This is a genomic window from Aquibacillus koreensis, assembly GCF_025154055.1.
Classification (GTDB): Bacteria; Bacillota; Bacilli; order Bacillales; family Amphibacillaceae; genus Aquibacillus_C; species Aquibacillus_C koreensis.
On the sequence record NZ_JAOALK010000043.1, the window covers coordinates 1 to 11995 of the forward strand.

Annotated in this window: 15 protein-coding genes; 1 reads left to right on the forward strand and 14 read right to left on the reverse strand. The window is 35.5% G+C overall.

The annotated features are described in order from the left end of the window. Positions 1-252: 252 nt before the first annotated feature. The 11 genes from NYQ66_RS11705 to NYQ66_RS11755 form a co-directional block, all read right to left on the reverse strand. On the reverse strand, positions 253-726 hold the full coding sequence (locus NYQ66_RS11705; protein ID WP_259869660.1) for a GNAT family N-acetyltransferase: 474 nt from the start codon (positions 724-726) through the stop codon (positions 253-255). An 83-nt stretch (positions 727-809) separates the two neighbouring features. Beyond that, positions 810-1367 carry a putative glycolipid-binding domain-containing protein gene (locus NYQ66_RS11710; RefSeq protein ID WP_259869662.1) on the reverse strand — a complete coding sequence of 186 codons (558 nt, stop codon included), beginning with the start codon at positions 1365-1367 and terminating at the stop codon, positions 810-812. A gap of 137 nt (positions 1368-1504) precedes the next feature. Beyond that, positions 1505-2749: an MFS transporter gene (locus NYQ66_RS11715; RefSeq protein ID WP_259869665.1), complete on the reverse strand. Its 1245-nt coding sequence runs from the start codon at positions 2747-2749 to the stop codon at positions 1505-1507. 332 nt (positions 2750-3081) lie between these two features. After that, complete coding sequence (locus tag NYQ66_RS11720) at positions 3082-4053, reverse strand: hypothetical protein (RefSeq protein WP_259869667.1); 972 nt, start codon at positions 4051-4053, stop codon at positions 3082-3084. A 40-nt stretch (positions 4054-4093) separates the two neighbouring features. After that, complete coding sequence (locus NYQ66_RS11725) at positions 4094-4312, reverse strand: hypothetical protein (RefSeq protein WP_259869670.1); 219 nt, start codon at positions 4310-4312, stop codon at positions 4094-4096. 186 nt (positions 4313-4498) lie between these two features. Then, a complete protein-coding gene (locus NYQ66_RS11730) occupies positions 4499-4777 on the reverse strand; it encodes a hypothetical protein (protein ID WP_259869673.1) in 279 nt (92 codons plus the stop codon). A 340-nt stretch (positions 4778-5117) separates the two neighbouring features. Next, the gene (locus tag NYQ66_RS11735) at positions 5118-5372 is read right to left on the reverse strand and encodes a hypothetical protein (RefSeq protein WP_259869676.1); all 255 of its coding nucleotides are present in this window, start codon (positions 5370-5372) and stop codon (positions 5118-5120) included. A 141-nt stretch (positions 5373-5513) separates the two neighbouring features. Further along, the gene (locus NYQ66_RS11740) at positions 5514-5648 is read right to left on the reverse strand and encodes a hypothetical protein (RefSeq protein WP_259869679.1); all 135 of its coding nucleotides are present in this window, start codon (positions 5646-5648) and stop codon (positions 5514-5516) included. A gap of 523 nt (positions 5649-6171) precedes the next feature. Further along, positions 6172-6849, reverse strand: a complete 678-nt coding sequence (locus NYQ66_RS11745) for a collagen-like protein (RefSeq protein ID WP_259869681.1) — start codon at positions 6847-6849, stop codon at positions 6172-6174. 443 nt (positions 6850-7292) lie between these two features. Next, on the reverse strand, positions 7293-8108 hold the full coding sequence (locus NYQ66_RS11750; protein ID WP_259869684.1) for an ABC transporter permease: 816 nt from the start codon (positions 8106-8108) through the stop codon (positions 7293-7295). After that, positions 8095-9078: an ATP-binding cassette domain-containing protein gene (locus NYQ66_RS11755; protein WP_259869687.1), complete on the reverse strand. Its 984-nt coding sequence runs from the start codon at positions 9076-9078 to the stop codon at positions 8095-8097. The genes NYQ66_RS11750 and NYQ66_RS11755 overlap by 14 nt, the downstream gene beginning before the upstream one ends. 264 nt (positions 9079-9342) lie before the next feature. Between NYQ66_RS11755 and NYQ66_RS11760 the strand changes: the two genes are divergently transcribed. Continuing rightward, a complete protein-coding gene (locus NYQ66_RS11760) occupies positions 9343-9978 on the forward strand; it encodes a hypothetical protein (RefSeq protein ID WP_259869690.1) in 636 nt (211 codons plus the stop codon). A gap of 457 nt (positions 9979-10435) precedes the next feature. Here the strand turns inward: NYQ66_RS11760 and NYQ66_RS11765 are convergent, their stop codons facing one another. From NYQ66_RS11765 to NYQ66_RS11775, 3 genes are all read right to left on the reverse strand, one after another. Continuing rightward, positions 10436-10510: a YjcZ family sporulation protein gene (locus tag NYQ66_RS11765; RefSeq protein WP_259867957.1), complete on the reverse strand. Its 75-nt coding sequence runs from the start codon at positions 10508-10510 to the stop codon at positions 10436-10438. A 235-nt stretch (positions 10511-10745) separates the two neighbouring features. Next, a complete protein-coding gene (locus NYQ66_RS11770) occupies positions 10746-11372 on the reverse strand; it encodes a spore coat protein (RefSeq protein ID WP_259869692.1) in 627 nt (208 codons plus the stop codon). A gap of 159 nt (positions 11373-11531) precedes the next feature. Beyond that, a complete protein-coding gene (locus tag NYQ66_RS11775; RefSeq protein ID WP_259869693.1) occupies positions 11532-11933 on the reverse strand; it encodes a hypothetical protein in 402 nt (133 codons plus the stop codon). Between the last annotated feature and the right edge of the window lie 62 nt (positions 11934-11995).

The following is an 11995-nucleotide window of genomic DNA, read 5'->3' on the forward strand; positions in this document are numbered from 1 at the left end:
GTACAGTGATCCTTGTAGCTGGAGCGAACGCTGGTAAATTTGGCGCAGACAGATATGTGTTACCTTACCTAAGAACAGTTGTTGCAAGAAGAAGAAAGCAACAAGAAGTGAAGGAAACGGTGGAAGTTTAATTGGAAAGCGTATAGCCAGAATGGCTGTACGCTTTTTTCATCTACTACAATGAAATGAGGAATAAGTGCGTTACACTAATTCCTCATCTCGATAAAACTTAATATTAGTTCACGTATTTTATTAATCAGTTATTTCTTTTTCTAAACAAAAATGTGGCTTGCCATTGTATTCTAATTCTTTGTACTTCACGAATCCTACAGAATTCCAGAAGTAAATGCCCTGCTTATTATTTTTATGCACAGCAAGTCTTATACTATCTTTCTTTTTGTCTCTAATTATCTTTTCAAATTCATGGTACACTTTTTTAGCAATTCCACTACCTTGATCGTTTTTATGGATTGCAAAAAGACTAATCCAAGTCCGTTCATCAGCAGAATTATTTAAACAATAGTCAACTAAACCTATATATTTTTCATTATTCTTTATTAATAAGCGAATAACATTTAATTCTTCGCTTTCATGATACTCTTCTAAAATGTCACTCTCTTCTACTATCTTTTTCGCTTTAGAAATACTATTATACTCTTGATTAGAATTCATAATATCCATTTCTATTTGTATCTTCTCTATTGTGTTTGGAACAAATGTAATCACAATAATTTCCCCTTATATATTTTGAACCTGCTTCTTTACGTCTACAAAATTCTATTTAAGTAAATGGAATTAGAGATTCAGAATTATAGTACCCTACTAAATGTATCTGGATACTTAACAACTAGCCCGCTAGAATCAACACAAATGATTGTCTCAAAATCATAACAACGGTATTTGAAGTATCTTAATTCACCTTCCATACGAATGTATTGATAAGACTGGGGTACCTTTTTTATTTTTAAAGAAGGAATTGATATATATACCATATGAAAGAGTTCTATTTGATTAATACTCCAATTAATTCTATTAATAGGTAAAGTGTTGGAAAAAGGAGTAGCTGAAATATCTATGTCTATTGCACCTTCGAGGCTGTCAATTAATTCCCCATCACTATTAAACCAGTTCCCTTCTCCATCAGTATGTAATTCTAGACTATTATTGTTATTAACATTAATACTACACTTCTTAGTAAGCCAATGTTTATTTAATTCAACAATATAATTCAATTTATGAGCATCGCTGTTTTTTTCGTCTACATAAATTACTGTACTTTGAACAACGAGGTTTTCAGTTGTACTCCCTAAATTAAGATACTCGCAACCATATAGTTCTTCGTTATTCCATACTACTTTTACATCCATGTACACTCCCCCGTTAATTTCTTGAGTAAATTACTTCTATAACACAATAGGAGCTTCCAAATTACAACTCCTTGTTTAGCTCTTGATCCCTTCATGCAATAAACACCTTACACTTTAATTAGGTTAACTTTTTTCACTTAAACACTTAGTTTGTCTTTATCGTTGTAGTCTTCTCGAAAATAAACTGTTTTGTTTGATTTCAATACTGAAAAAGAAAAGATTATAGATAAGAATAGCATTACAAGTGCCATCGTGATAATTGTAAGCCGTAATGAAATTAAATCCGCTGCAAAACCTGCTACAAGAATAAATATCACTTGAGCAGCACTTTGTATTAACTGATAAATACTCGTTACTCTGCCCATAATTTCTACTGGAACATTGTTTTGGTAAAAAGTCGTTATTCCTGCATTTAAGAACACATTAAAGAAACCTAAGATTACAAATCCAACCACAATTGACAGAAATGACCATGAAAATGCATAGATTACATAACCTATCGTCATCATGACAATACCGATGACAATCATATATCTAAGCGAGAATAATTTTGAAAAAATGGAAAGCAACATAGCACCTATAACAGAACCAACCCCAGTTATACTTATCAATAGACTATACTCCATCTCTGAAAGCCCTATAACTTGTTGCGTAAACACAACTTCTTGCGCATCCATAGCAAAGGTGAAAAGCATAACCATAATGAATCCAAGGTAAGTAAAAGATACGTATTTATTTTGGGACATGAACTTCTGAACGACTGAAAAATCCTGTACCACTTGGGAAAAAGTCAATGTTGGAATTGTATCTTTATTAATATTTTCTTTTTCTGGTAGAAAAAATAGTAAAATTGCCGAAAACAGAAAGAACAATGCATTTAGCCACAATGTTGCTTCAATAGAAGTCAATAAAATAAGAGAGCCACCGATTGCTGGTCCAATAATAAATGCCCCCGAAGTTGTAAAAGAGCGAATAGAGTTAAATTGCTTTCTTTTTGCTTTAGGAACAAGTATAGCAACGTATGTCATTGATGATGGATGGAAGAATGCTTTTGCTACACTTAGGATAACCAAAATCCCATATATAACTGTTATATTTGGTGCGAGTGGGATTAAGCAGATGAAAGCAGCTCTAATTATGTATGTTACAATCATTACTTTTCTCTTACTACGGTAATCAATAAAACTTCCAGTCCAAAACTTGGTAATAATATTCGTTAGTGGACCAACTATCCACAGTCCTGCAACAGCAGTTGCCGACCCCGTTATTTGATATACAATAATATTAATCGCAACTAAATAGATAAAGTCTCCGATACTAGATATTCCCATAGAAGATAGTAACAGCGTGGGGTCTTTCCAATCCTTTACGTTTTTTATCATATAGACTCCTTATTATCTGTAATAATTCTCTGTTTTTTCTGACGATGCATACTACGTTAGCACAAATACTTTGTATTTGAATTCTGATATGATGTTTGAAAAAATATTAGTGAAATACTGTTGTTATTAGACCATCTAATTAACAAACACCTTCTTAAACTCTACTACTCTTTTTCTTTATTTTACCATGCTTCTTCAACGCTTCTGCCCATTAATAGAACAAGGGTGCAATTCCTTTTTGAAGATAAGCATCCCGTTAGCTTAAGTGTAATAAGTCACATGCCTTACATCTTGTATTACTATAAATATAAAGTTACCTAATTTAAGATTTCTCATTGCATATATTCTGGTTTTTCCTTATTTTTTAAGCCATCTCGAATCCTATCCAAAATCGCATCTAATTCGTCACTTTCAAATCCACTCACTTTGTTAACATCTGTTGGTATAATAACATTCACCTTTCCATCCGTAATTCTCCACTTATTTGAAATGAAGTGTCCATTAAATATCGTTGATTTTGGTCTGAGAAAGAAAATATACTGTTCCCCAGGTTGAACAAACGTATCCTTTCCATCCTTCGATGCGCTTTGTATTATTGTAAAAGTCTCGTCTACATTACCAGTTAAGGTTTCATTAAGTCTTATTGTTGATGGCGTGATATCCTGGTTAAGTTTGTGATAGCTTTCACCTTGTTCAATGACGGTGCCAACGACAATAATGTCCTGGAACCACATATATTGTTCGAAATTTTTTACATGAGAAATAAATAAATTTCTTGTAGATACTCTAGTAATTTTTTGTTCATGTTTTTGGTCACTGTTTTTCTTATATGAAACATACAATTCGTTTGTTCCAATTCCTGTCGAATGATAAAAATTCACATCATAATTATTTTCCGTGTATATGATATCCTTCTTTTCATTATCTTTCTCTAATGCCTTTTGATAGTGTTCTGAAATTACCTCCCTATCCAGACCTAGTACCTTGGCAATAACAAGCGAACTTTCAAAACCTTCCCCATCTAAGTTTAAAATTGAATTTTTACCTTTTATAGCCACTTCATAAATAATATCTTCATATTCATTATAAATGGCATTTATAGCATAAACATCCGATTGATGTAAACGATGTTTCCAATCTTCGTTGGGGTCTAATTCTTCTTCTAACAAAGCTACTGATGTAGATTTCTCCGCATACGCATTGTATGATTCTATAAATTTGTATAATTCATCTTCATCAGAAGAGCAACCTACCATCGCACCAAAAAATATTATAATACCAATTAAAGCTGCACATTTCTTCACTTTTGCCCTCCTAAGTCTTAAATAATCGCAATAAGGACTTTTACTTTTTACTACCCTTTATGACTTTAAAGGACAAGTTAGATAAAATAAACGAAACCAATACTAGTAGTGGTGCTACTATAAAGATTCCTAATAGATCAGTTTTGTAATTCCATGGTACAAAAGCTTCCCAAAATTCACCCGTGATTTTCCATAAAACCACGAAGATAAATATTGTGAACCCAAAATAAATTATTTTTTCTAAGATTCGATTTATCATGTTTGCCCCCTCTTATAAAAACTTAGCAAAAGTTACATAACTACTTCGTTTATTGAAGAACAATTGAATATAATTAAATTTTATCACAACATCCCGTCTCTTCCTTTTATTTTCCAAAAAGAAAAGAACGTCACGTTAAATATGACGTTCCTCTTGTTGTGTTAAAGCTCTCCATTATTTAATAAGCTAAAACTGCATTTCTCCAGTTAAAACGCCTATAACAATTATTGCAATAACAAATGCTATTACAGAAAGTAAAATCTTATTATATGTAGGAATGGGTTTTAGACCTTTTTTCAACTTATTAAAATTAAAAACTACAACCAGTATTGTAATACCGATAATTATTGCTATTAAGTCGGTAGATGTAAATGGCTTGTTAATGTAAGGATCTAAGTAAAAACTAGCTAGGATAATTACACTAAATAGAATTAACTGTACACCTAAATACTTAATAAGGTTCATATCTTATACACCTCTTCTTACTACTTTCTCCTAAGCTTTTGGGTTAGCATAAGAAGCGATTAGTCTTATTGAGCGCTCGCTATCCGTCACTTTAAGTGAATACCTTCACAAAATTTGATTATCTCTACATATAAGCTATAACACAAAAAACGGCAAGTATAGAAGAAGTACACCTAAAATACTTACCATTTAGCTATTTGACTGTAATGATAGTTCGTCTATATTTATGACTGCTTTCAATTGTTGCAATAAGTCCAATCCAATGATAGCAATTGTCCATTAAATGTTAGTTCCATATCCGTCAGCAATAAACCCTCATCTAAAATTAGTTTTTCCACTATCACCTAACACCTACCCATTTTTTCTCGATGATCTTAGGCTCCTTGCGGTTAGTATAAAGAACATATAATTCCCGATTAGGGTCTTCTCTATGAATTTCTTGATATGCTTTCATCGCCTCTGGAGAATTTGAAAAATTTTTCAAAGGGGCAATTTCATCTAAAATACGCTCATTTTCCTCATTTGTATGTGCTTGTATAGCTTCTATCAGTACCCATTGGTCCGGAAAAGCTTGGCACACATCTTCCCACTTCATCACGAGTCACCTCCAGAAATATTTCTTTATATTGTACTATGATCATGTACGGATGGAATAACACGGATAACATCTTATGCTGATTAAGGATAAGGGTGCCGTTACTTTAAGTACACTTTTTCACAAAATCTATATACTATCTTAATTATTTGACTCTTTCACATCTGGAATGCTTTTTTGAAAATTAGATATTCGGTCTAAAACGTCTAACTTCATTTCATCTACACCATTTCCCGTCATTGCAGCTTCAACAAACCCATAAATAATTTTTAACATCGCTTGGGCATCATTTTTATCAACTGCTCAATTCTTCCTTTTATGTTATCATCTATCAACATATACACTCCCTTTCAAAAAATCTACTTTTTCTTCAGAATCTAATTGTTATGGATGATTCTCAGCTGCAATGGGTCAAAAAAGACCTGTCATTATTCAGTTTCAGATGATTTCTCGGAAAATTCTTTAATTTTTAGCAAGGGGCATCCCCATTTATATAACATCTAAAACAATCTTAACCATTCTGGATCAATTATTTTATCCTGCTTTGTTTCACTACCTTTGCACTGTGTAAAGGGTTAAATTCTTTCTCGTGTCTTAAATTACGGGTGCGTCAATTTAATAAACAATAAAAAAAGGATCCTCGATTATGAAGATCCTTTTTCAATGCCTATTACATCTAATTAACAAATAAACTATGTTATAAGCAAAGCAAAATTGTATTTATTTATTAATTTATTTATTCCGAGAGTAAAGACTTCTTAGGGGTCTCAAAATAACCTCGCTACTACATCATGTTATTTTATTCGAGTCGCGTGATAACAAGGTGTGCTGAAACAGGCTCAGTTCCTCCAGCGAGAGGAGTGATGGTTAGTGCTGTGGAATTGTCAGCAGGATTTCGGACAGTTAGTATTGAATTGATGGTTGAAGTTGTCACAAGAGCTATTCCAACTATCTGAGAAGTTCCAGTTGCTCGCCCGACCACCGTATAGGGTAGTTCAACATCATTGATAGTTAAGACTAACTGACCAGCTTCGGTGACACTTACTTGAAACAAAACCTGATAAGTGCCAATTTCAGCCAAGTTAAATGTATCAGCACTAGTGCGGGCAATTAGCCCATTAGCACTAATAGGTCCATCTTGCGGAAAATCTACATCTCCACCGACAGCAACTGTTGCTCCATTATCTGGAGGCATCAAAGCATAAAAATCTGCAAACGCTAATACTCCTCCAGCAGGTCCTTGAGGTCCAGTAGCCCCGGTTTCCCCTTGAGGTCCCGCTGGTCCTGTTGGTCCTGTTGACCCCGCTGGTCCCGCTGGTCCTGCTGGTCCTGCTGGTCCTGCTGGTCCTGCTGGTCCTGTTGGTCCTGCTGGTCCTTCTGGTCCTCTTGGTCCAGGTGGACATTTGCATTTTTGTTTTTTCGCCTTTGGTACCGGATATATTGGACAGCATCCACTATATTTTCGGACTTTAACCATAAATAAATCACCTCAATAAGCATTTATCTTATGGTATGTTGATGGTATTTCTAATGCTTGGATGACTATCACATTTTTAACTTTTAACTACAGTTTCATATTACTTTTTTGTCGCATTTTAACATCAGATGAAACATTTGATTCTGAACTGTGGAGAAGAACATATTGGATCCCATTCACGTCGACTTATTTAGTTTCCTTTTCTAGTTTGTTTATCATTACCGCTATCGAGATTCAATATCCTACGAACGTCAGTCATATTCAGTCGAGAATATTCTCGTATGTTTGGTTGTCCACTATGAGAAATGTAGTTTTTTCTGTCTATTCAAGTATTAACATCAAATCACTGATATAAGGAAAAAAGAACAGACCAAATCATATGTGATTTGGTCTGGTAATTAGTATGCTATTTTTTATGTTTCTCCATCGAAACGGGAAAAGCCCTACTCTTTATTCTTAAAAAAGTACATCGTCAACGTTCCAAAAACTAAAATCAATCCAATCGAAATATAGATGACCATCATGATATCACCAATCGCATCTGTTCCATGAATCAAACCGCGAACCGCATCGACCACAAATGTAATTGGATTGATATCAACAAATTTTTGTAACCAATTTGGCATGGTAGTTGGATCCACGAACACACTGCTTAGAAAGGTTAGCGGAAATAAAATCATCATACTCATGGCCATCAATGCCTTTTCCGTACGTACAATGATCCCAAGCATGGTCCAGATCCAAGATAGACTAAAGGAGAAGAAGAGTAATAATGCAACACCTAAAACAACGCCGCCAAACCCTGCTTCTGGTCTAAAGCCTAAAATATAACCCAATGTAATCATGATTGTTGAAGCGATCAAATAACGAACGGCATCAACACTAAGCGCACCTACAAGTACTGCCGGGCGCCATATTGGTAAAGACCGAAACCTGTCAAACACACCTTTTTCAATATCTTTATTTAAGTCGAGCCCCGTGTACATCGTGATCATCGCCACAGTCATGACGAGAATACCGGGTAACACAAAATCTAAATATTCCCCCGTTGATCCCGAGATGGCTCCGCCAAATAAATACGTAAACATGAGTAGGAAGATAATCGGAAACACGGTCACATCAAATAGTTGCTCTGGGACGTAACGAATCCTCAATAATGCTCGCCACGCAAAGGTTGAAGCGGCACTAAGGGCGCTCGGCTTTTTTGGACGTTTCTTCACTGTTATAGCATTTTCAAACGCCTCTTCATGATTGCTCATGTAATTCATCCCCTTCACTCTCTGGTAATTTTCCGGTTAAGGTTAGAAAAACTTCATCTAAACTCGGCTGACTCATGGAAAAGTCCTTAATCTGCACATCATTATTCGCTAACTCCCCAATCGCTTTAGCAGCCTTAGCGTGTTCCTTTATAGGAACGGTTAAAGATATCTCCCGTAAATTTGCTTCAGCAAAATGGTTTAGTTGTTGTTCAAAAATTTCTTTCGCTTTCTCTAATTCTGTTACATCATCAAAGTGCACGGTTAGGCTACCCGCTCCGATTGATGCTTTTAACTCTTTACTCGTGCCTTCTGCGATTAGTTTTCCTTGATCAATCACACCGATTAAATCCGCAAGTTGATCAGCTTCTTCTAAATATTGGGTAGTTAAAAATACGGTTGTGCCATTTTTTACGAGTGCACGGACAATATCCCATACTTGATTACGGCTTCTTGGGTCTAGTCCTGTTGTAGGTTCATCTAAGAAAAGAAGGTCTGGTGAGGTGACGATACTGGCTGCAATGTCAATTCTTCGACGCATACCACCGGAGTATTTTTTAACCTGACGTTTCGCTGCATCTTCCAATTTAAACGCTTTTAGTAATTCATCTGCTCTTGTCTTCGCATCCTTTTTCGAAAATCCGACCAATCTGCCAATAAAAATTAAATTTTCCCTACCAGACAGTTCCTCATCCACAGACGCAAATTGTCCAGTCAAGCTAATCGACTGTCTGACAGAATCTGCTTCCTGAACAAGGTCATACCCCATCACCTTCGCATGCCCTTCACTCGGTTGTAATAAGGTTGCCAACATTCGAATTGTAGTAGTTTTCCCAGCACCATTTGGTCCAAGAAATCCGTACACAATCCCTTTTGGTACATTCAAGCTAATCCCATCAACAGCACGTTCCTTACCAAAAGTTTTAACGAGATTATTTGCTTCCACTGCATATGTAATCTGCTTATGATCCATGAACAATCCTCCCCATCCCCATTACATTTCATAATTCCTTTATAAGCTTAACATATGATGAAGTTAATCAATATAGGAAAACCGGTCCGGTTGACGAAGGAGAATGTTAATTTTATGTATTTAGTATTCCGAATCTAATAATTCTATATTGTTACCAAACGCATTGGAAATTTGTGTTAAAATCGGAGAGAGTAACGTTTTACGAAAAGGCAGTTATGTTGCAGTGTTTTGTTGTCACGCCAATATAGTAAGGGGAGTGATGTTTTGAATAACTTGTTAAAAGTATTGCTCGGTATCGTTGGTGTTGTAATTGCAGGAGTTGTTATCCTAGTGATCATTTTCAAGATAGAGATGGCTCCAGATAGTGCAAAAGAAGAAGAAATCATAAACGATGCAAATCAATATTTACATGACCATTTTAGTGAAGGCTATGAAGTGTACGATGCACTATACGATAACATGGGAAACTTTGAATTCGAATATGCTGCAAAAGTTCGTAATACAAAGAATGGTGTGAATTTCTTAATTTACCGTCTTAGTACAACAGGCACATTAGTAGATAGTTACGTTGCTGAAAAATGGACAAAGGAACTTGAAAACAATACTAGAAATTATCTGAATGACCATTTCCCCCAAATGCACATCTATCATGCTTCTATCGGACGTGGAATTGGAAAGAATTTAGGGATTGACCCTGAGCGTGCCGGTAGTTATAAAGAAAATGGTGACAGTGTAAAACCACACATCAATATAATGGTGTCGCGAGAGCATAGCGAACATGATGAAGAAAAATTAAACGATTTCATTTCTTATTTAAAAAACGAAGAAAAAATAGAACACGGGACAGTAGCACTTAGTTATATGACAGAAAAAGGGGAAATTATTGAAACAGAAATTTGAAGGGAATTTTAATAATGACAATATAATGATTTACGAAATAGAAAAAGACAAGGGCACGATTAGCCCCTGTCTTATGCAGGAAGGTTTGAAATACGTTTGGTGAGTTACTTAGAACATTCTGTAGTATTGTGCATTCGTAACACCTCATTATAAAGGATTCACTAATGACTAACTACTACATTCACTTGTTTGTCGAACACCAACACCTCATTTTTACATGAAGATTTGTGATTCGTGCCTTAACTTAATTAGTTAAAGTTCATCCAAGTTATTTTTCACCGACACCTCATTTATTTCTTTTTTCCTTCCTACAATAATTAGAATCCCCACATTTTCAAAAGTTATTCTTTAAAAAAACGGAAACATGGGGACGGTTCTTGCGTTTCCATTTCCATACGTTTAACAACGCCAAAAAGAGGCCACAGCAACTGTGACCTCCCTATCTCATTACCATATTTTAGACAACGTAAGAAGTCCCCACAATGATTAACAAGATGAATAACACGACAATCAATGCAAAACTGTTGTGCATCTCATCTACACCTCCTTGAAAATACATACCGATTTTCTCTGTCGATGTTTCTAAGCTTTCCTTAAGCTGTTCAATAACTATACTATGGCGCTTCACCCATTTTGCGTGGGCAGTAGTACATTCATACAAAAATTGGGCTCGTAGCCGTGTCACTTTGTTTTAACCTACATATGTAAAAAAACAGAAAAAGGGAACGGTTCTTGTGAACACAAGAACCGTCCCTCTGTTTCCAAACTTAATGCATGCCCTGCTGTGGAGCCTTTGTATAAGCTTGTAGCATAATATTCATGTCTTGATCTTTTAGTTGTGGCACCTGATAATAACCATTTTTGTTTTGATATAGGAATAGCTCATAGCTCATTTCAATCATATTCGGAACGCTGTCCGCAATAACACGACGCAAGACTGGGTTGTTCATCTCAGCTGCTGCCATCGCAAGCGTCGAAGTGGCTGCTTTTGTTTGACTTAACATAAATGAAGAATAACATTCATCGGTAAGCTCACTCACAGACTGCTTCGGCTTTTTTGGTTGCCCAGCTTTTAATCCATACGTGACCTCATTGCTTTGCTGCATTTTATATTGCTGCGTTGGCACAGTCGGATCTTGTCCCGTACTGAAGCTTTCTACAACGGTATTATACATTTGTGTCATGAAAGCTTTTTGACGTTGAAGAATCCCTTTAAGTTCTTGGTCCTGGATATTTTGATCATAAATCTCATAGTGCTCTAACGTACCGATTAAACAACCGATTAACTCATGTGAGTCAAGGATTTCGTGCGCACCATGATTATGATTAATAGCTTGGTTCACCATATTTTGAGGCATTTGCTGATTGCCTTGCATCTGATTTTGATTTATCACTATAGCAACCTCCTTGGTTTTTCAGGTACACATTTATACTCTCCTCCAAGAGGTCATTTATGTATGAACTTTTTGCTAATGTGGTGCACTAATTTTACCAATTATGAGAACTCGCAATCCTTGATCTATCACGCCTTCCTCAATAAAAAACCCCTACCTTTAAGGAGCGAACGGAAAATACGTAAATGCTACAATAAATAACACAAAACCGCCAAACCAAATGTACACCAGACTAAATAGAATATCTAAACCCAGTAGTAACCATTTCACCCATAATTCCTTATTGAGCGCCGCTTTAATCCATCGGTAATTAATCATCCCAAGTAAATAAATTCCTAAAACAAGGAAACAAGGAACAACCCATTGACCAACAGTCTCAGATACCTCCTGACTCCACTCTCCATAAAATCCGGTTTGTAGCTTAATGATTTGACTAACAACGATAAACACAAGCGCCATTAATCCACCGATTCCACCAATCCATTTCTTTTCTTTCCTAGACAAACCAATCAATAAACACCCACCCATGAGAGCAAACAAACCAAAAAGAATAAAATCCAATCTGACATCCCCTTTCAAAATACCAAGTTACATGTACTCTATATTATGCTTACGCTTCTCAT

Excerpts from the sequence above, each read along its gene's own strand:
- NYQ66_RS11710 (WP_259869662.1), bottom strand. The coding sequence starts at position 1,367 with ATGGATGTAAAAGTAGTATGGAATAACGAAGAACTATATGGTTGCGAG.
- NYQ66_RS11715 (WP_259869665.1), bottom strand. The coding sequence starts at position 2,749 with ATGATAAAAAACGTAAAGGATTGGAAAGACCCCACGCTGTTACTATCT.
- NYQ66_RS11725 (WP_259869670.1), bottom strand. The coding sequence starts at position 4,312 with ATGATAAATCGAATCTTAGAAAAAATAATTTATTTTGGGTTCACAATA.
- NYQ66_RS11730 (WP_259869673.1), bottom strand. The coding sequence starts at position 4,777 with ATGAACCTTATTAAGTATTTAGGTGTACAGTTAATTCTATTTAGTGTA.
- NYQ66_RS11735 (WP_259869676.1), bottom strand. The coding sequence starts at position 5,372 with ATGAAGTGGGAAGATGTGTGCCAAGCTTTTCCGGACCAATGGGTACTG.
- NYQ66_RS11740 (WP_259869679.1), bottom strand. The coding sequence starts at position 5,648 with ATGTTAAAAATTATTTATGGGTTTGTTGAAGCTGCAATGACGGGAAAT.
- NYQ66_RS11745 (WP_259869681.1), bottom strand. The coding sequence starts at position 6,849 with ATGGTTAAAGTCCGAAAATATAGTGGATGCTGTCCAATATATCCGGTA.
- NYQ66_RS11750 (WP_259869684.1), bottom strand. The coding sequence starts at position 8,108 with ATGAGCAATCATGAAGAGGCGTTTGAAAATGCTATAACAGTGAAGAAA.
- NYQ66_RS11755 (WP_259869687.1), bottom strand. The coding sequence starts at position 9,078 with ATGGATCATAAGCAGATTACATATGCAGTGGAAGCAAATAATCTCGTT.